General features: G+C 63.0%; 16 protein-coding genes and 1 tRNA gene. 11 read left to right on the forward strand and 6 right to left on the reverse strand.

The genetic code is table 11. From position 1 onward, the window contains the following. Nucleotides 1–29 precede the first annotated feature (29 nt). Nucleotides 30–106, reverse strand: a tRNA-Met gene (locus KUV41_RS12820). A gap of 393 nt (nt 107–499) precedes the next feature. Here KUV41_RS12820 and phbB point away from each other — a divergent pair. Beyond that, on the forward strand, nt 500–1246 hold the full coding sequence (gene phbB, locus KUV41_RS12825; RefSeq protein ID WP_206940469.1) for an acetoacetyl-CoA reductase: 747 nt from the start codon (nt 500–502) through the stop codon (nt 1244–1246). 194 nt (nt 1247–1440) lie between these two features. On the opposite strand, the gene KUV41_RS12830 is transcribed toward phbB, so the two are convergent. Beyond that, nucleotides 1441–4215, reverse strand: coding sequence for a DUF349 domain-containing protein (locus tag KUV41_RS12830; RefSeq protein WP_222164010.1), 2775 nt, complete (start codon nt 4213–4215; stop codon nt 1441–1443). A 275-nt stretch (nt 4216–4490) separates the two neighbouring features. Here KUV41_RS12830 and minC point away from each other — a divergent pair, with 275 nt between their 5' ends. From minC to sbcB, 4 genes are all read left to right on the forward strand, one after another. After that, nucleotides 4491–5255, forward strand: a complete 765-nt coding sequence (gene minC / locus KUV41_RS12835; protein WP_222238887.1) for a septum site-determining protein MinC — start codon at nt 4491–4493, stop codon at nt 5253–5255. Between the two features lie 85 nt (nt 5256–5340). Beyond that, nucleotides 5341–6162, forward strand: coding sequence for a septum site-determining protein MinD (minD, locus tag KUV41_RS12840; protein ID WP_206940463.1), 822 nt, complete (start codon nt 5341–5343; stop codon nt 6160–6162). Beyond that, nucleotides 6159–6410, forward strand: coding sequence for a cell division topological specificity factor MinE (gene minE, locus KUV41_RS12845; RefSeq protein ID WP_206940461.1), 252 nt, complete (start codon nt 6159–6161; stop codon nt 6408–6410). The genes minD and minE overlap by 4 nt, the downstream gene beginning before the upstream one ends. 198 nt (nt 6411–6608) lie before the next feature. Then, the gene (gene sbcB / locus KUV41_RS12850; RefSeq protein ID WP_222486441.1) at nt 6609–8099 is read left to right on the forward strand and encodes an exodeoxyribonuclease I; all 1491 of its coding nucleotides are present in this window, start codon (nt 6609–6611) and stop codon (nt 8097–8099) included. Between the two features lie 149 nt (nt 8100–8248). On the opposite strand, the gene KUV41_RS12855 is transcribed toward sbcB, so the two are convergent. Both KUV41_RS12855 and KUV41_RS12860 read right to left on the reverse strand, forming a co-directional pair. Continuing rightward, a complete protein-coding gene (locus KUV41_RS12855; protein ID WP_261396040.1) occupies nt 8249–11185 on the reverse strand; it encodes an insulinase family protein in 2937 nt (978 codons plus the stop codon). Nucleotides 11186–11193: 8 nt separating this feature from the next. Next, nucleotides 11194–11868: an SOS response-associated peptidase gene (locus KUV41_RS12860; RefSeq protein ID WP_206940457.1), complete on the reverse strand. Its 675-nt coding sequence runs from the start codon at nt 11866–11868 to the stop codon at nt 11194–11196. Between the two features lie 189 nt (nt 11869–12057). Between KUV41_RS12860 and KUV41_RS12865 the strand changes: the two genes are divergently transcribed. Together KUV41_RS12865 and KUV41_RS12870 are read left to right on the forward strand one after the other, a co-directional pair. Further along, complete coding sequence (locus tag KUV41_RS12865; protein WP_206940455.1) at nt 12058–12678, forward strand: TetR/AcrR family transcriptional regulator; 621 nt, start codon at nt 12058–12060, stop codon at nt 12676–12678. Further along, nucleotides 12675–13382: a 1-acyl-sn-glycerol-3-phosphate acyltransferase gene (locus tag KUV41_RS12870; RefSeq protein ID WP_315857905.1), complete on the forward strand. Its 708-nt coding sequence runs from the start codon at nt 12675–12677 to the stop codon at nt 13380–13382. The genes KUV41_RS12865 and KUV41_RS12870 overlap by 4 nt, the downstream gene beginning before the upstream one ends. A gap of 166 nt (nt 13383–13548) precedes the next feature. Here KUV41_RS12870 and KUV41_RS12875 read toward each other — a convergent pair whose 3' ends face one another. Then, complete coding sequence (locus KUV41_RS12875; protein WP_222486442.1) at nt 13549–14838, reverse strand: HlyC/CorC family transporter; 1290 nt, start codon at nt 14836–14838, stop codon at nt 13549–13551. 217 nt (nt 14839–15055) lie between these two features. Continuing rightward, nucleotides 15056–15856, reverse strand: coding sequence for an inner membrane protein YpjD (locus KUV41_RS12880; RefSeq protein WP_206940451.1), 801 nt, complete (start codon nt 15854–15856; stop codon nt 15056–15058). Between the two features lie 463 nt (nt 15857–16319). Between KUV41_RS12880 and ffh the strand changes: the two genes are divergently transcribed. From ffh to trmD, 4 genes are all read left to right on the forward strand, one after another. Continuing rightward, entirely contained in the window at nt 16320–17729 is a 1410-nt protein-coding gene (gene ffh / locus KUV41_RS12885; protein WP_206940442.1) for a signal recognition particle protein, read from the forward strand. A 206-nt stretch (nt 17730–17935) separates the two neighbouring features. Continuing rightward, complete coding sequence (gene rpsP, locus KUV41_RS12890) at nt 17936–18184, forward strand: 30S ribosomal protein S16 (RefSeq protein WP_206940440.1); 249 nt, start codon at nt 17936–17938, stop codon at nt 18182–18184. A 50-nt stretch (nt 18185–18234) separates the two neighbouring features. Beyond that, nucleotides 18235–18804 carry a ribosome maturation factor RimM gene (gene rimM, locus KUV41_RS12895; RefSeq protein ID WP_206940438.1) on the forward strand — a complete coding sequence of 190 codons (570 nt, stop codon included), beginning with the start codon at nt 18235–18237 and terminating at the stop codon, nt 18802–18804. A 42-nt stretch (nt 18805–18846) separates the two neighbouring features. Continuing rightward, nucleotides 18847–19653, forward strand: a complete 807-nt coding sequence (gene trmD, locus KUV41_RS12900; protein WP_206940436.1) for a tRNA (guanosine(37)-N1)-methyltransferase TrmD — start codon at nt 18847–18849, stop codon at nt 19651–19653. The last annotated feature ends 86 nt before the right edge of the window (nt 19654–19739 follow it).

The following is a 19739-nucleotide window of genomic DNA, read 5'->3' on the forward strand; positions in this document are numbered from 1 at the left end:
CTCAAGAGATTGCCCCGTTTCATGATGTTTGGTAGCGGGGACCGGATTTGAACCGATGACCTTCGGGTTATGAGCCCGACGAGCTACCAGACTGCTCCACCCCGCATCAACGAGGACGAAGTATACGGATTTTTTGGCCCACGTCAACCCTGTGCGAATTCGCGTGAGATGGCTCGTACCGGTTGAGCGCAGTGGTCCATACTGGGGGGGCTGTCATGGAAATGTCAGTGGCGGACGCTAGCCTGAAGATGACCGTCGGCTTGCCCCGAGGCGTGTGACGTTCACGACGTGTTGCGCGTCATCCGTGACAGGGCTGTCGTCAGGTGTCAGGTTGGTGGCAGGTGGGCGCAACGTGGCAGGAGGCCACGCGCGATGCCTCGACACACTGTGATGAGGATCGTCTCCCGCCGATCCGTCCCAACGTGCTTGCTACAACGTGCTTGTTACAACAAGGTCCGTCGGCAAACGGCGGAAGCATAGACAATCAGGGAGGTCGTCAATGACTCAGCAAAAGCCCGTCGCATGGGTCACCGGTGGCACAGGTGGTATTGGAAGTGCCATCTGTCGCGAACTGGCGGATGCCGGTTATCAGGTGCTGGCCGGTTACAACAACCCCGAGAAGGCCAAGTCCTGGTTGGAGGCTCAGAAGTCTGATGGTTACGACAATATCGATGTTGCCGGTATTGATCTGACCGATTTCGAGGCGTGCCAGAACGGTGTAAAGAAGATCGAGGAGCAGTATGGTCCGATCGCGGTGCTGGTGAACTGCGCTGGCATCACCAAGGACGGCACCATGAAGAAGATGTCGCCCGATCAGTGGAACCTGGTCATCGACACCAATCTGAATAGCGTCTTCAACACCTGCCGTAGCGTCATCGAGAGCATGCTCGAGCAGAATTACGGCCGCATCATCAATATTTCGTCCATCAATGGGCGCAAGGGGCAGTTTGGACAGGTCAACTACTCCGCCGCCAAGGCGGGTATGCACGGTCTGACCATGGCGCTGGCCCAGGAAACCGCCACCAAGGGGATTACCGTCAACACCGTCTCTCCTGGCTATATCGCCACCGACATGATCATGAAGATTCCGGAGAAGGTGCGTGAGGCGATTCGCGAGACGATCCCGATGAAGCGCTACGGCACGCCGGAAGAGATCGGGCGCCTGGTCAGCTTCCTCGCCAGCAAGGACAACGGCTTTATCACGGGTGCCAACATCGACATCAATGGTGGCCAGTTCATGGGCTGAACCCTCTCGTGTCGGAGCCTGGCAGGCTCCGACGTCATTTGGGCGGTCGGCCATGTCGTCGACGACAACCCGCGAACGCCAATGACAGAGCGGCAACAAGAGAAAAGCGAGGCGCAAGCCTCGCTTTCCTGTTGTTGGGCGCTGGAGGGGGGGCTGCGACGTCGCCTTGTCTCCACGAACTTACCGCAGCGCTATCACGGCGGCGGCAGCTGGCGCAGCCCATCAAGCAGCGCGTCCAACTCCTGAACCTCCTTGTCCCACAGCTGGCGGGATACCGGCCCGGTGGCCAGCAACCCACACAGTACCGACAACAGTTCTTCCTCCCGTGCGGGCATCTGGCCAAGACTGTCGTTGAGACGGTCTACCTGGATGGCCAGGCGCAGGGGTTCGTCATGCTGGCCGATAGGTTGGCCCGCCAACAGCGCCAGGTGAACGCGCAACCGCGCCAGCCGCTCGGCGACGCTGTCCAGAGAGTCCGGGGAGCGGCGTGCGGCATTGCGTTCGGCGTGTGCGGTGGCCAGTTCATTGGGGAGCGTCAGCGTGTCGGGAATCAACACATCCCCGCACTGCTGTCCGGCGAGACAGGCATCGTCGGCTTTCAGGTGCTCCAGGATAAGCGGCTTGAGCTGGTGCCAGCGGCTGACCGTTTCTGCTACTGCGATGCGTTCAAGCCGCTCGCGGCGAGCGCGGACGATGCCCGTCCAACGTTTACGCATTCCCTCGCTGCGTCGTCCCGAGGGCAGCGGTTCCAGAGCGTTGGCTTCGTCGACGGCCTTGTCGAGCCAGTCCTCCTCCTCACTGCTGGTCGGTTGCCAGGCGTCGATGCGATCGATCAGCGCCTGCATGCGATCCAGTCGATCCTTTGCTCGCTGAGCCCGGTCGTCTCGTTCCGCATCGCGCTGGGCAAAGATCTGATCACATAGCTGGCGGAATTCGCGCCACAGGGTCTGCTCTTCACCCTTGGGTGCGCGCCCGAGTTCGCGCCAGCGCTGTTGCAATGCCTTGGCCTGTTCGCCCCGTTGGCGGGCGGCCAGTGACGTCTCCAGCAGCGACCTGGCCTGGTCGATAAGCGCGCGCTTGGATTCGGCAATCTCGTTGGCACGACGATCGATCAGCGCCTGCAGCTGATGACGGATGCGGCCAAACCGCCGGCCGATAGCCTCGGCTTGATCCCGGGGCACCGGGGCAGTGCGTCGCCATTGATCGCGGGCGTGTTCGCGAATGTCCCGCAGGGCATCTGGGTCGGCGTGGTGAGAGGGCTGCGCCAGCAATGCTTCGAGCTGTTCGCACAGGGCGACGCGCTCAGCCAGGTTGGCCTCCCTCAACTGCTGCTGCTGTTGGCGCCAGCCAGCCAGGGACTCGCGAATGCGGTCAGAGGCGGCACGAAAGCGCTCTGACTGCTCCTTGTTGGCTGCGGCATCGGCCAGGGCTTTCCATTCCTTGACCAGCTGGCGGTGTCGGCGGTCCCGATCCCGATCGCTCAGGGTGCTGTCCTGCTCCAGAGCCTCGATGGCCTGGCACAGTTGCTCACGTTTGGGGCCTGCGACGAAACCGCGCCAGTCGCGTAGTTCTGCCAGCCTGGCACCCAGGCGCTTGAGCCGGCTTCGTTCCGACTCGGCTGAGGCGGGCAGGGCCTCGGCCAGGTGACGCAGGCGTTGATGCAGTCGGCTGGCCCCCTTGAAGGAGCCCTCATCCAGCAGCGCGTCAAGGCGGTCGAGTTCTTCAGCGAAACGTGCCAGCTGCTCTGCCGACGGCGCCGGGGCGGCCAGGTCGCGCTCCAGCCGCAGGTAGTGACGAGCCCGTGCGAGCCGCGGCTCTGGCGGCAGGTTATCAGGCCAGCGGCAGGCCTCCACGAGCTGTCTGAGGGTGGCTTCGTCGCCGCTCTTGATGGCCTCTTCCATCGCCGGAGAGCGCTCCACCAGGCGCTGATACGCCTGGTTGATGTTGTCAAAGGTCTTCAGGGCGGCGTCGTAGCGCTGGCGCAGCGCGTCGTCGGCCAGGTGAATCTCCGATAGCGCCTGCCAGCGGCTGGCCAGCAGCTGCTTCTGTGCTCGCAGGCTGGCCAGATCTTGCTCGCCCACATGGTCGCCCTGATACAGCGCGGACAAACTCTCTTCCAGCGCCATGACCAGCGCTTCGCGATCGTGGTCGGCCTGCTCGCGGCGCTGTCGATCGGCACGCAGCGCATGCTCCTGGGCTTCGTGATCGTGGATGACCTTGCGACAGCGTAGACAGGCTTCCTGATAGCGCCTTTCCTGCTGGTCCTCGGGCAGGTCGGGCAATTTGAGCCACTCGCGCTCCAGATGGCGGAAGCGACCGGCATATAGCGGCTCCCAGGCGGCCCGAGCATGCTGCTCCAGACTCTGCAATAGCTGCTCGCGTCGCTCCTTCGCCTCGGCCACGGCGTCAGCGTCGGCGCGCAGGCGTCCTAGCCGTTCCTTGGCATTGCGGGCGACATGGCGATCACGGCGAGCTGCCTGCACCAGCTGCTTGAGCCCCTCTTCGGACGTCACTCGCTCGGCGGCAGCGTGGCGCACAGCGGCGATGCCGTTGTCGCAGGCCTGGCGGATCAAGGCCTGTTCGTCATCGAGTCGAGCCAGGGCACTGAGCCGAAGCTGCTGGTTATCACCCTGGAGGGCAATTTGCTCAAGCAGCTGGGGATCGTCCAGGCCGTCTACCACGCGCTGGCGCTGGCTGAGCTCGATACCGCCCTGGCGGCCGATCAGCAGGCTGATCAGCTGGCGGTCGAGTTCGCGGGAGCCATGACGCGCTCTCAGTGCCAGCAACTGCTGCGGGTCTTCCAGGCGTGCCACGGCTGCCTGCCGAACCTCGGGTTCCGGGTCCTGCACAAGGGTTTCGAGCGCATCGCGCTGGCCATGGGGGTCGAGCCGCTCGGCAGCATCGCGTCTTACCTTGGGATCGGGGTGTCGCCAGCGAGGCGAAAAGAGTCGGCGGAGGAGTCCAGACATGGGGCTTCCTGAAGAAAAATAGACGGTGACGAGACTGCCTCATCATCTTGTTGTAGCGACCGGCTTGTCATGGCAGCCCTGGGTGCCAGGCGTGGAAGACGGTAGAGATCAATCTAAGCATGCGCGCCAGCATCAGAAAAGGTCTCTGCCGAGGCGTGTGGCTGATTGGAGACACTGACAAGGACCCGTTAGAGGCTTATGATCGGTTGCAGGACCGGGTGCTCTGGCATAGCTTGAGAGCAATCCCCGACCAACACCCGACGTGGAGTTCGGCAATGAGCCTCAAAGTGGACAGGGACAGCATGGCGTTTACGTTCAAGGGCGGGATGCTGCCCATGACGGTGATGGAGCTTTCCAGCGCCGATCCCGAGGAAATTCGTGATCAGCTGGCGGGCAAGTTATCGCAGTCGCCTGCTTTCTTTCAGCATACGCCGGTAGTGCTCAGTGTCGAGAAGCTCGACGAGCCGCACCTAGCACTGGAGCGCATCTGCGCCGTGTGTCGCGCGCACAAGCTGCTGCCAGTGGCGGTACGTGGGGGCACTGACCCGGTCAAGCAGTCGGCATGGGCACTAGGCCTTGGCTGGTTTCCTCCCCAGGATGCGGCGCGGGCACGCACGCTGGAAAGCGTGCCCACCCAGGATGACGAGCCCGAGGTGGCGGACAGCGAGGTCGCTGACATCGGGGCCGAGGACGTCACGACGGCGTTGCCCCGTGGCGGACGCGTGTTTCGTGGCACCGTGCGTTCCGGCCAGCAGATCACTGCCCCCGATGGCGACCTGACCGTGATTGGCGCCGTCAACGCCGGTGCCGAAGTGCTGGCGGCGGGCAATGTTCACGTCTATGGCGCGCTGCGAGGACGGGCGCTGGCGGGCATCCATGGGGACCATCAGGCAGGCATCTTCTGCCGTGAACTGCACGCTGAATTATTGTCCGTCGCGGGCAACTACAAGCGTCTTGAGGACATTGATCCTCAGCTGCTGGGGTCATCGGTGCAGGTAGTGCTGAGTGACGACCAGCTAGGGATTACCGCGCTCAAGTAGGCCCACGATGGCATGAACCGTTAATGGCCTGGCCACCCGAGTGGCCACACAGGACCAACAACATTACGACGACAGGATGCGACACTTGGCCAAGATCATCGTTGTGACCTCCGGAAAAGGTGGGGTCGGCAAGACAACCAGTGCGGCAGCCATAGCGACTGGCTTGGCGCTGCGAGGCAACAAGACCGTGGTGATCGACTTCGATGTCGGTCTCCGAAATCTGGACCTGATCATGGGCTGCGAGCGCCGTGTGGTCTATGACCTGGTCAACGTCATTCAGGGCGAGGCAGGCCTCAATCAGGCGCTGATCCGCGACAAGCGGGTCGACAACCTGCACATCCTGCCGGCCTCACAGACCCGGGACAAGGACGCTCTGACCCAGGAAGGGGTCGAGAAGGTGCTCGAGACCCTGACCAAGGATTTCGATTACATCCTGTGCGATTCGCCTGCCGGGATCGAGCGGGGTGCTCAGCTGGCCATGTACTTCGCCGATGAGGCGATCGTGGTCACCAACCCGGAAGTCTCGTCGGTACGGGACTCCGATCGTATTCTCGGCCTGCTGTCGTCGAAGACGCGGCGCGCGGAGCAGGGCAAGGACCCGATCAAGGAACACCTGCTGATCACCCGCTACAACCCGGGTCGTGTCGATCAGGGGGACATGCTCAATCTTGATGATATTCGCGAGATCCTTGCCATCGATCTGGTCGGGCTGATTCCCGAGTCCGAGGCCGTGCTGCGGGCGTCTAACCAGGGTGTTCCTGTGACCCATGACGATAGCAGCGATGCTGGCCAGGCCTACATGGACACGGTCAGCCGCTTGATTGGCGAAGACGTGCCGCTGCGCTTCCACGAATACCAGAAGAAGGGGCTGCTGAGCCGTATGTTCGGAGGGGGAGGTCGCCGGTGAAACTACTCGATTTCCTGAAGCGAGAACGCAAGAAGTCCGCGTCTGTCGCCAAGGAGCGGCTGCAAATCATCGTCGCCCACCAGCGTAGCCAACGGGGCCAGCCCGATTTCCTGCCGATGCTGGAAAAAGAGCTGCTGGAAGTCATCCGGCGCTACGTTGAAGTGGATGACGATGCGATCAATATGTCGCTGGACAGCGAAGACAACTGCTCTGTGCTTGAGCTTAACGTGACGCTGCCCCGCAGCTGAGCCTGCGGAGCCCGCCATCTGCGGGCAAGCGGTTGCGGCGAGTCGCTCTAGCGAGCGGCTCGCCGTTTGCGTTTGATGGCGCCGACAACTGCCCCGATCCAGTGCGACGCGTGGTGATGGGTGGTTATCTGGCTGAGTCAGGCGCCTGCCTGTGCTAGGCTGGCGGGCTCAAGCAGCCCGCGTGGAGACACTATCGCCATGGCGCAGCCGAAAGCCGCTCCGCTCACTTTTCTGTGGCACGACTACGAGACCTTTGGTGCCGATCCTCGGCGTGATCGCCCCTCGCAGTTCGCTGCTATCCGTACCGATGCCGAGTTCAATGAAATAGGTGAACCGGTGGAGCTGTTCTGCAAGCCTGCCGATGACGCTCTTCCCCATCCGATGGCGTGCCTGATTACCGGAATCACGCCTCAGCAGGCCCGGCGCCAGGGCCTGCCGGAGGCCGAGTTCGCGGGTGCCATTCAAGATGAGATGAGCGTGGCTGGCACCTGCGCGGTGGGCTACAACAGCCTGCGCTTCGATGATGAAGTCAGTCGGCATCTGTTCTATCGCAACCTGCTGGACCCCTATGCCCGCGAGTGGCAGAACGGTAACTCACGCTGGGATCTGATCGATGTCGTAAGGGCGTTTCATGCGTTGAGACCTGAAGGTATCGAATGGCCGACCCGGGAAGATGGCAGTCCCAGCTTTCGCCTTGAGGACCTGACCGCCGCCAATGGTATCGAGCATGTGGGCGCCCATGATGCCCTGGCCGATGTGCGCGCCACCATTGCCCTGGCGAGACTGCTGCGCAACGCCAATGCCAACCTGTTCGACTACCTGCTGTCATTGCGGGCCAAGCGCGAAGTGCGCAAGCGCCTGGATGCGACCCAGCGCAAGCCGATCGTGCACATTTCACGTCGCTACCCGGCCAGCCGCGCCTGCGGGGCTCTGGTGCTGCCTCTGGCTGAACATCCCACTAACCCCAACGGGATCATTGTCTACGATCTGTCGTTGGATCCAGAGGATCTGCTGCGGCTATCACCCCAGGAGATTCGTGCCAGAGTGTTTGTCAGCAACGACGACCTGGCGGAAGGAGAAAGCCGTATCCCGCTGAAGGTGGTGCACATCAACAAGTGTCCGGTGATCTTCCCTCCCAGCGCGCTCAAGGACGTGTCGGGTCCTCAGCAGGGAGAATACGGCGATATCGTGGCACGTATGGGCTTGGACATGGAGGCCTGTCGTGGTCACTTTCAACGTCTTTCCCGCGATCCGGATATCGCCGCCAAGGTCCAGGAGGTGTTTGCCGAAGGGCCGCCGGAGCCGCCGCGCGATCCTGACCTGATGTTGTATTCCGGTGGGTTTTTCTCACCGGCAGATCGACAGCAGATGGAGCGGGTGAGGGCAGCTGATCCTTGGGATCTGGTCGATGCCCATTTTGCCTTCCAGGATCCACGTCTGGAGGAAATGCTGTTTCGCTACCGTGCGCGCAGCTACCCCGACACCCTGACGGGGGAGGAGCAGGCGCGCTGGGAGAGTTTCCGCTGGGAACGCATGAACGATGCCGCGCTGTCGAGCCTGACTCTGAAGGACTTTGCGCGGGAGATCGAGCGTCTCAATCAGACCTCGCTGAGTGATCGTGAGCGTCAGGTCCTGGAGGAAATGGTGATGTTTGTGGAGTCCATTATGCCGGCACAGGCGTTCGGATAACGGCGACGTCGCAACCGGCGACATCACGCGACCGGTGGAGCTATCTGTGCCATCAAAACGCCCGGCCTGGACGTCATCGTCCGAGCCGGGCGTTGTCGTGTCTGACGGTGACGCTGGGCGCGTCACCGCCATGTCAGCAGCCTGTCAGATCAGGGGGTGTCGACCTTGACCGCCTGGGCGGACTCCTCCTCGCCGCGCGGCGATAGCGGTGCCTCTTCGTTCCCCGGTAGCACCTCCAGCGCGCCTTTGAGCGCCATGATATCGCTGGGAGTGGCGCCCGGATCGAAGGCGACGTCCACCACCGCGTTGTCGCGCAGTGCCTGCCAGCTAGGCAGCAGGTCGGCAAGCGTCACTTCCAGCACCGCTGCTGCCAGGCGCTCACGGCGGTCGAAGTGGGTATCGCCGAAGGATAGTGCACGCCACAGCCGATTGGTGCGCTCTTCCAGCCCGGCATCGCGCTGGGTAATTTCGTCATGGACCGCTTGACGGTAGGTGGCCAGGGTCGCTTCGTCGAGTCCCTCAAGCTGGGCGGGAACCTGGTCAAGAAAGTCATCGACGTGGGTTTTCAGCTCTTCGCTGGGGGTCGAGGGTGACTGCACCAGCAAGCTGATGCCGGGTGCATGCAGAAGCGGGGAATAGCCCGCATTGACGATATAGCCGAGCTGCTGCTCGGTGCGCAGTCGCTGGTAGAACGGGGTTTCCAAGAGCTTGCCGAGCACCGCAATGCGAGCCTGGGTAGGCAGGCTTTGATCAGGTCCTTGCAGGTAGCGCAGCAGCAATGACTCCTCGCGCTCCGAGTCGGGCGTCAGGCTAGGCAGGTCGGTGGCCTTGAGCACTTCTAGATCGGCGATGGCGTCAGCATCAAGGCCGGGTTCGAGGGCTTCGATGGCAAGCGAGGCTTCTTCTTCTGCGAGGCTGCGAGAGAGGTTGCCGACAGCGAGAAGCTGCAGGTGGAGCTCGCTCAAGAAGAGATCGCGATAGTCGCGCAGGTCTTGTGGTGTGACCTCGGCCAGCGACTCGAGTAACACCTGGGGCGACCACTGCGGGCGGATCAGCGCCTCGGACAGGGTGCGTTGGCCCTGGTGGTAGAGGGGATCGCGAGGGACGTTGCGCCATTCACGCTCCAGCCCGAAGCGGACCCGCGCGACGCTGTCATCTTCGATGCTGCCTTGCTTGAGCTGGTCGATGACCTCTGCCATGACCCGATCCTGCCGGTCGCGCCAGCCGGTAAAGGACAGGGTCATGCCGCGAGAGTGGGCGTAGGCTTCATACTTCTGCCCGGCCAGCCGCGCCGCGTAGAGGCGTTCATTGAGGCTGTCATTCAGCCAGCCCGCCAGCAGTTGCGTTAGCACCGCCTGGCGTGGCGTCTGGCTGGCGCCTGGATGCTGAAGGCTAAAGCGCCAGGACGCCTTTGGCGTGTCGAACTCGGCGTCCGCCTTGTACCACGCATCCGCCTGACCGGTGTCGGTGATGAGAGTGGGTCGTTCGGCGTGATCTTCCAACAGGGCAAGATCTTCGGCGATGAACGGGTTAGGAGCGGGCAGCGCCAGGCCGTCGAGCGGCTCCGCCGTCGACGTCGGCAGCGCTACCTGCTGCCAGCGGGTGTTGTAGTAGGTGGTGCGTTGCTCGCCCTCCACCTCTGGGCCGCTGTACAGCCGAATCATGTTGTCAGGACGCAGCGCGCCAAGCCATTGTCGAACCTCTTCGACGTCCAGCCCATCCATGCGGTAGCCGGCGCGATTGACGTCTTCCAGCGGGTAGTGCGTCAAGCTGATGGACAGGCGCATGGCCTCATCCAGCGCATCGCCGTGCTGCTGGAACTGGAACGCTTGTTCCGAAAGACTGGCCTGTTCGTCATAGCGATCATCGCTGACGCCCTCTTCGCGAATGCGCTCGATGGCGGCAAACAGGCTGGCCTGAATGCGCTCGAGCTGCTGGCGGCCTTCCGGTGTCAGGCTGATATCCACCGCCAGCAATGCATGCTGGCCATCACCGCGGGTCACTCCCGCTGACAGGCCATCGGCCCAGCCAGCATCACGCAGTCGACTCAGCAGGCTGCCGGGCCCCTCGTGGCCGATCAGGTTGGCAATATAGCTGGCGGGCTTGCGCTGGTAGCTGAGGACCGGGTCGGGGACCGGAAACAAGAAGCTGACGCGACGGGCGTCACGCAACGAGTGGACCTCTGCCGCCAGCGGCAGTTTGGCCGTATCCACCAGCGGTGTGGTGATCTCGGGCGCCGTCAGGCCGCGATTTGGCACCTCAGCGAAGCGCTCTGCCACCATCCCCTGCAATTGATCGAGGGGCATCGGCGCGACCACCGCCAAATGCATGACGTTGGCGCCGTAGTGGTTCTGGTAGAAGCTCATGACCCGCTCTCGCAGGCTTGGCTCGCCCTCGGGGCGCTCTGCCAAGGTGTCCTTGCTGCCGACGGAGAAGCCAACGGTCGGGTTTGCCGGGTTAAGCAAGCCGTCGAGTACCTCGTTCTCACGACGGGCATCGTCGCGCAGCCGTGCCTGGTACTCGGAGTGGACGACATTGCGCTCACTGCCTAGCTGGTCTGCATTGAACAGCGGGTCGACGAAGAATCGGCTGAAGCGGTCCAGGGCGCCCTCAAAGGCGTCCGCTTCCACATCAAAGAAGTAGTTGGTGTTGAGCGACGCAGTGAAGGCGTTATGACGGCCACCGTGGCGACTGATGTAGCCCTGGTAGGCGTCTGCTTCAGGATAGGCCTCGGTGCCGAGAAACAGCATGTGCTCCAGCAGGTGAGCCAGTCCCTGCAGGTCGTCTGGATCCTGGGCACTGCCGACGGAGACGTTCAGCGACGCGGCGGCCTTGTCGGCCTCCGGGTCACTGACCAGCAGCACTTCGAGTCCGTTGTCGAGGGTCAGGACGCGATAATCCCGGTCGTCGTGAGGGCTGACGATGGGCGAGGTGGCCGCCGCAATGGACGTGGTGGCGGTAGCTGTCTCGGCGCTGCTGGACGGGGAAGCCTGATCCCCCGGAGCAGCCTGTGCCATGGGTAGCCAAATGCACGCCAGGGCGGTGGCGAGGCAGGGGGCGCCTCGCCTGATACGGATCGAAGCCATCACGTCTCCTAAAGTGTCTGTCGCCACATCTGCCCGATGGGGTGGGCGCAGGACGGATCCTGTTCCAATGGATTGTTCACTCGTCTTGATACCGGAAAAGCGCCCAACAGTTCCCCGGGAGGCGTGCGCAGCATCTGTTCCAGCGGCTCGCTGTCGCTGGCCGGGTCGAGCCAGGCCCGCGCCTGGTGCCGTTCGATGATGGCCGGCACGCGGTCGGTCAGCGGAGTCAACAGCTCGGGGCTGGGAACGGTGATCAAGGCGAACGAATCTGTATAGTCGGTCAAGGTAGTGTGAAACCTACACCAAAGCCCCGCCAACAGCAGTGGTCCCCGGTCCGCCCGGGTGATCAGAAAAGGCTGCTTGTAGTGGGGGCGGGGTTGCCAGGCATAGGCGCCGGACGCGGGCACCAGACAGCGCCGTGCCCGGAAGGCGTCGCGAAACATCGGCCGGGACTCGAGGCTTTCGGCGCGGGCGCAGTGCGGCGCGTGGTCGAGGACCTTGAGCCATGGCGGTGTCAGGCCCCAGAAGCCGGTGCCCAAGGTAAAGCGCCCTGCCTCCAGGCGGATGATCGACAAGGGGCGCCTTGGTGCCATGTTGACGCCGCTGATGGCCTGCACCGGTGCATCGAGGTCATCGAGCGCATGTTCGATGGCGCGAGCGGGGATATAGAGGCGGCCGGTCATGAGGACTCCTGCGATCTGGACGGTCAGCCTACCCAAGAGCTAGACGCCGCGAAAGTCTCGTTGACTGTGGTGAGCCGTGCATACCTCAACGTTCTGTCGAAAACAGTGTTCGATTAATGTATGCTCAGGAAAACGCCGCTTACCCAAGGTCGCCGATGCTCGGCGCGAGTGATACAGCGAGGAAGAGCAATGGCTCGTCCCAGACAGCACGCCCCCGAGGAGCTCCATGCCCAGGTGATGGCCGCCTGTGATGCCTGGCTGGCAGATCAGCCCGTGCATGCGCTGTCGCTGCGCTCGCTGGCACGCGAGGTAGGCTGTGCACCAAGCACCTTGCTCAAGCTTTACGGCAGCTTCAACAACCTGTTGCAACACGTCAATGTCGAGAGTCTTGCTCGACTGCGCACGGTGATGGAGCCGCTGCTGGTCGATACCACCGAGCCGGAGGCGCGCCTGCGCGCCCTCGCCCAGGGGTATTGGACTTTCGCCCGGGAGGACGCGCATCGCTGGCAGCTGATGTTCGACTATCCCCTGGCCCAGGAAGGTGAGCTGGATCAGCGTCAGACGGACATGATCGGCGCGCTCTTTGCGCGGGTCGAGGACACCTTGACCGAGTATCAGCCGGGTCTTCAGACCATCGAGGCCCAGCGCCTGGCCCGTACCCTGTGGGGCAGCGTGCATGGACTGGTTCAGCTGGGATTGAATGATCGACTCGGCTATTCCCAGGGCGGCGCCTTTGAAGTCGAGGAGCTGCTGGATCAGCTGCTATCCACCACCCTGGCGGGCCTTACGCAGACGAACAGGGTGTCGTGATCGAAATCTTCCTTTGGGGCCTGGTTGGCCTTATTGCCTGTCTCGCCGTCTGGCGCTTCTCTCGGACCCCCGCCGTCTACATCCGACGCCTGGTCTTTGCTCTCATTCACCTGCTGTATCGGCTTCGCTTCCAGGGGCGACGTTTCGTTCCTCCCCGTGGACCCGCCTTGGTAGTGTGCAATCACGTCAGTTTCATGGATGCCCTGGTGATGGGGGGCGGGAGCCCTCGGCCCCTGCGCTTCTTGATGGACCGGCCGATCTACGAGTCGATCTGGCTCAACTGGCTGTTCCGCATGGTGGGTGCCATTCCGGTGGAGTCGGATCGTCGCGACCCCGGCAACGTGCGGCGCGCGCTTGATGAAGTCAGTCGCGCGCTGCGCAATGGCGATGTGGTGATGCTGTTTCCGGAGGGGCGGCTTACCTCGGACGGCGAGATTCGGACCTTTCGTCGAGGATTGGATCTCATTCTGGCCAAGGATCCGGTGCCGGTGATACCGGCGGCGCTGTCCGGCCTGTGGGGGTCATGGACCTCCAATCGGCACGGCAAGGCGCTGGCCCACCTGCCCAGACGCTGCCGCGCCCGCGTCGCGCTGTACTTCGGAGAGCCCGTGCCCCCGGGGCAGGCCAGTCGCCAGCTGCTGGAAGCCCAGGTGCGTGAGTTGAAGGCCGAGGCCGACCGTTGGGTCGAGACAGGCAAGCCTTAGGGCGGCCGCCCTCCATTGAGGCTGAGCGGCCGCCCTCCATCGGGGCTAAGCGGTCGCCCTCCATCGGGGCTCGCTGTTGCGGGTCCTCTGGCAAAGGCGCTGGTAGACACGCAAAGGGACGGCCATGGCCGTCCCTTTCTGGTTGCGTTGTTGTCGCGGGCCTGTCTCAGGCGTCGGTATCGCTAAGCACGCGGCGGGTGCTGGGCCAGCAGCAGACCGAGGTGATCAGGTTGTCGCGCATCTCGAGAATTTCCATGCGGATATTGCCGATCTGCAGACAGGCGGGGCCGTCGGGGAAGGATTCCAGGTGCTCAAGGATGACGCCGTTGAGCGTTTTAGGGCCATCCGTGGGCAGATGCCACCCCAGCGACTTGTTGATATCGCGAATGTTGGCGGTGCCGTCGATCACATGGCTGCCGTCACTCTGGGGCAGCATGTCCTGCTCCTGGCCGGCCACGTCAGTGGTGAACTCCCCGACGATCTCCTCGAGGATATCTTCCAGCGTTACCAGCCCCTCCACGTCACCGTATTCGTCCACGACGATGCCGATGCGGCGTTTCTGCTTCTGGAAGTTCAGCAGCTGCGTGTGCAGTGGCGTTGATTCGGGGATGAAGTAGGGCTCCCGCGCCTCCTGAACGATGGCCGCCTTGGTCACTTCGGGCCGGGACAGAAAACGTGCGGCATTGCGCAGGTGCAGCATGCCAATGATGTTGTTGATGTCGCCCTTGAATACCGGCAGTCGCGTATGCTGGCTGGTGCGGATCTGGGTCAGGATATCTTCCAGACTGTCGTCCAGATCGATGCCCACCACCTCATGACGCGGGACCATGATGTCGTTCACCGTGACATTCTCCAGGTCCAGAATGGACAGCAGCATGGCCTGGTGGCGGTGGGGAATCAGGGTGCCCGCTTCGTGCACGACCGTACGTAGCTCGTCGCGGGTCAAGTGGTCGCCGCCGCCGTCAATGCTCTTGACGCCAAGGAGCCGGAGCAGTCCATTGGAGATCACGTTGACCACCCATACCAGCGGGTACAGGAGCTTGAGCAGGGGCTCGAGGATCATCGACGCCGGGTAGGCAATGCGCTCGGGTTTGACGGCGGCAAAGGTCTTGGGCGTGACCTCGGCGAAGATCAGCACCACGATGGTGAGGATGGCCGTTGAAATGGCCGGGCCGCTGACATCGCCGAAGAAGTGAATGGCGATGATGGTGGCAATCGACGCCGCCAGGTTATTGACGAAGTTGTTACCGATCAGGATGACGCCAATCAGCCTGTCTGGCCGTGCCAGCAGGCGCAGGACGCGCTTGGCGTTGCGTTGTCCGCTGTTGGCCTGGTGGCTTAGCCGGTAGCGGTTGATCGACATCATTCCCGTCTCGGAGCTGGAGAAGAAGCCCGACAGGGTGATCAGCAGAAAGAGCAGGCCGAACAGCAGGCCTACCGGAAAGTCGTCGTTCAAGACGTTGGATCCTTGGTCGCGGGTAAGGGACGAGTTGTAGGGGGTCGCTCAGGGAGTGTCAAGGTCGCCCCGGTCACGGCAAGGGCGGGTGCGTCGCCCTCGCAGGCCTTGTCAGGCTGTGCCAAGGCCCTGGCAGGATGCCGGATGTTTAGGCCTAACCCCATGTTTGTAGCACTCTTTATTCTTGGTGGTCAGCGTCGGGGTGACAGTCCTGCCATCAACTGTGCGCGAGCAGGATTTCCAGCACAAACTTGCTTCCGAAATAGGCGAGCAACAGGGCCAGGTAGCCCCCTAGGGTCCAGCGAACCGCACGCATGCCCCGCCACCCCAGACGATAGTGGCACAGCAGCAGGACCGCGAACACCAGCCACGCCAGCAGAGACAGGACCGTCTTGTGGACCAGGTGTTGGGCAAACATGTTGTCGAGGAACACGAAACCGCTGGCGATGGCCAGGGTCAGCAAGGCCTGGCCAACCCAGATCATCTCGAACAGTACCCGCTCCATGGTGGTGAGGGGCGGCAGCGCCTGCACCACTCCGCGTATCTTGTGGTGTTTCAGCGCCTTGTTCTGAATGCCCACCAAAATCGCCTGCAACGCAGCGATGGCCAGTACGGCAAAGGCGAGGGCGGAGCTGACGGCGTGAAAGGCGATACCCGGCGTCATGCCGTTCTGCCCGGTGGGTGTCGGGAGCTCGATGCCCAGCAGCAACACGATGCCGGCAAAGGGGAACAGCACCGCGGCGATATTGAGTACCGGCTTGAACAGGCTGGCACCGAGCAGGACGACGACGGCCAGCGCTGTCACCAGCACGGCGCTGGTGGATAGGCCAGGCAGCATCGAGCCTTCCAGCCCGATAAGGCCTCCCGCCACGACCAGGTGCAAGGCGGCAGCCAGGGTGCCAAAGCTGCGCACCAGAAGATCGCGAGGGGGAACTCGGCGAATCAGCGTCAAGCCTTGCCAGGAAGCGGCTGCCAGATAAAAGACAAAGGCCAGTAGGGCCAGAGGTAACGCCTGCATGCTGTGCTGTCCGTGCGCCACGCTGGCGCCAATGGGTAAGAAGTGAACCGTCGGGGCAGGGCGCTCTCCCTGTCCCCTGGCAATGACTATACCGGATCGTACCTCTTCTGACAGCCAGGGGCCGTGCGCCACGGCCTGGTGGCCAAGACCGGGCCGCCAGTGTCACTCGACAGAGCCAGTCAGCAGAGCCAGTCAATAGAGCCAGCCAACAGAGTCAGGGCGTCTGGCGCTGGTCGTCAACGCCAACCAGCGGGGCTCCCCGTCAGCAGAGGGGATGCGAGACCGGTCACGAGTCAGCGCATGGAGAGTCGGCGCCACAAGGCGTATAATTTGCCCCAACGTCAAGGCCGCGCAGGCATGCGGCCGCCTCGGAGGGTGGTTTGCGAGGCGCATAAGGCCGGTCGCACCAGCCATGTCGCGTCGCGCACGAGGCCAACGCATTCCGCGTATTTTGGAGAGTTCCATGTTTCAGAACTTGAGCGAGCGTCTTTCCCAGACGCTGAAGTCGATCAAGGGCCAGGCCCGCCTGACCGACGATAACATCAAGGACACCCTGCGCGAGGTGCGCAAGGCGCTGCTCGAGGCCGATGTCGCGCTGCCCGTGGTCAAGGCGTTCATCGAACGCGTGCGTGAGCGCGCTGTCGGCCAGGAAGTGTCGCGCAGCCTGTCGCCGGGCCAGCAATTCATCAAGATCGTCCAGCAAGAGCTCGAAGTCACCATGGGGGAGGCCAATGAAGGGCTTTCTCTCAAGGGGACGCCCGCGGTCGTGCTGATGGCGGGTCTGCAGGGGGCGGGTAAGACCACCTCCGTGGCCAAGCTCGGCAAGTACCTGCGCGAGCGTGAGAAGAAAAAGGTGCTGGTGGTATCCACCGACGTCTATCGTCCGGCGGCCATCGACCAGCTCGAGACATTGGCCAAGGAAGTCGACGTCGATTTCTTTCCGTCTCGCTCGGACCAGGCGCCGGTGGACATCGCCAACGCCGCCCTGAAGCACGCCAAGATCCAGTTCCACGACGTCGTGCTGGTCGATACCGCCGGCCGTTTGGCCATCGACGAAGCCATGATGGAGGAGATCAAGGGTCTCCATCAGGCCATCGAGCCGTCAGAGACGCTGTTCGTGGTCGACTCCATGACCGGCCAGGATGCTGCCAATACGGCCCGCGCCTTTGCCGACGCCCTGCCGCTTACCGGCGTGGTGTTGACCAAGGCCGACGGTGATGCCCGTGGCGGTGCGGCGCTGTCGGTGCGCCACGTGACGGGGCGCCCGATCAAGTTCATGGGGGTGGGCGAAAAGGTCGATGCCCTCGAGCCGTTCCATCCGGACCGGGTGGCCTCGCGCATTCTCGGCATGGGGGATGTGCTGTCCCTGATCGAGGAAGCCGAGCGTACCGTCGACAAGGGCAAGGCCGAACAGCTCGCCAAGAAGGTCAAGAAAGGCCAGGGCTTTGACCTTGAGGACTTTCGTGAACAGCTGCAGCAGCTCAAGAAGATGGGCGGCATGAGCGGACTGCTGGGCAAGTTGCCGGGCATGGGGCAGATGGCCGATATGGCTCAGGGCCCTGGACCCGAGAAGGAGCTGGGCAAGCTTGAGGCCCTGATCAACTCGATGACCCCCAAGGAGCGCCGCAACCCAGACATCATCAACGGGTCGCGCAAGCGCCGTATCGCTGCCGGTGCGGGCTTGCAGGTGCCCGACCTCAACCGCTTGCTGAAGCAGCACAAGCAGATGCAGAAGATGATGAAGAAGGCAGGCAAGAAGGGCGGCATGCAGAAAATGATGAGAGGCATGTCCGGAATGATGGGTGGCGGTGGCCCAGGCGGTCCCGGTGGTATGGGCGGAATGGGCGGCCCCGGCGGCATGCCCTGGCGCTGAGACCGCATTGATACCTGCTCCTGCCGGTGCCGGCCGTCAAGGCCGGTGAGGCAAAAAAGGTTCCCAAGGGGGGCGGTTTTCCGTAGAATACTGCCTCTTCGTTCGAGGACCGTGCATTGGCGCGGCCCTCGTCGTGAGCAAAACATCGGTGGCAGACCCGTCCGTCGCCGTTATCCGTAAAATCCCAACCGAAGGACAGTCAACGTATGGTTACCATTCGTCTGGCACGTGGTGGCGCCAAGAAGCGTCCCTTCTACCACCTCGCCGTGACCGACTCCCGCAATGCCCGTGATGGCCGTTTCATCGAGCGTCTGGGCTTCTTCAACCCGGTAGCACGTGGTCAGGAAGAGCGTCTGCGCATCGACCTGGATCGCATTGCTCACTGGCAGTCTCAGGGCGCGCAGCTGTCTGATCGCGTTGCCGAGCTGGTCAAGGAAGCACGCAAGCAGGCCTGAGGCGAACGCCTTGCCTGTGACAGTCCCGGTGTGAATGAGGTTTGACCCAGATGGCATCGCCCCAAGGCAACAACGCGTCGCCAGCGGCGCAAGACGATCGCCACAGCGATGATTACGTCGTGCTGGGCAAGCTGACCAGTCCTTACGGCATCAAGGGCTGGATGAAGGTGTATTCGTACACCTCGCCCATGGAAGGCATTCTTGATTATGCCGAGTGGGTGGTCCGTCACGACGGACAGCTTTCACGCCACCGCCTCAAGCAGGGGCGCAAGCAGGGACAAGGGCTGGTCGCCCAGCTGGAAGGCATCGATGACCGTGACCGGGCCGAAGTGATGGCCGGGGCGGACATTCTGCTGGCCAAGCAGGACCTGCCCGAGCTCGACAGTGAAGAGTACTACTGGCACCAGCTGGAAGGCCTGCGGGTCGTGACCCTCGAGGGGGTTGTGCTGGGCAAGGTGGCTTATCTGTTCGAGACCGGTGCCAATGACGTGATGGTCGTGAAGGGTAGCGATGCCCCGGACGACCGTGAACGTCTTCTCCCCTATCTGCCCGATGACGTGATCAAGCGCGTCGACCTGGGCGCTGGGGACATACTGGTCGACTGGGACCCGGAGTTTTGATCGCCTGGCGATCGAGCAGCGCGTTGACGGGAGATCAGTGAGATGTGGATTGGGGTGGTGTCACTCTTTCCGGACATGTTCGAGGCGATCACTCGCCACGGTGTGACCGGCAGGGCTGTAGACAAAGGCCAGGTGACGCTGGAGTTCTGGAATCCCCGGGACTACGCCACCGACCGCCATCGTACCGTGGATGACCGCCCCTACGGCGGAGGTCCGGGGATGCTGATGAAGGTCGACACCCTGCGTTGTGCAATCCACGCTGCTCGCGACCGGGCGCACGTCGCGACCGGGCAGCGACCCCGAGTGATCTATCTGTCGCCCCAGGGCCGCAGGCTGGATCAACAGGGCGCGCGTGAGTTGGCGTCAGGCCCGCCCCTGGTGGTAGTGGCAGGACGCTATGAAGGCATCGATGAACGTGTGGTCGAAGCGGACATCGATGAGGAGTGGTCCATTGGCGACTATGTGCTGAGTGGAGGTGAACTCCCGGCCATGGTGCTGATCGACACAGCGGCAAGGCTGGTGCCGGGTGTACTGGGGCATCAGGATTCCGCGGTCGAGGACTCCTTCAATGACGGTCTGCTGGACTGTCCGCACTATACCCGTCCGGAGGAAATCGACGGACGCAAGGTGCCGGATGTGCTGCTCAGCGGTCACCATGGACAGATTCGCCAGTGGCGAATGAAGCAGTCCCTGGGGCGTACCTGGTTGAGACGGCCTGACCTGCTCGAGGGCAGGGCTCTGTCAAAGGAGCAGCAGCGTCTGTTGAACGAGTTCATCGACGAATACGCCGACAAGGCGGAGGTGCAGGACGACGGTCACGAGGTCGACCGGGCGGCCAATCGCCGCTGACGGACCTGCGTCATCAACGACCCGAGCGCTCGAGCTTCGAGTGCCGGGATCACGATCCATCGGCATCCACGACCGATCGATGGATC

Origin of the sequence: Halomonas sp. DP8Y7-1, from assembly GCF_019801685.1 — a bacterium.
In the GTDB taxonomy this organism is placed as follows: domain Bacteria; phylum Pseudomonadota; class Gammaproteobacteria; order Pseudomonadales; family Halomonadaceae; genus Halomonas; species Halomonas litopenaei_A.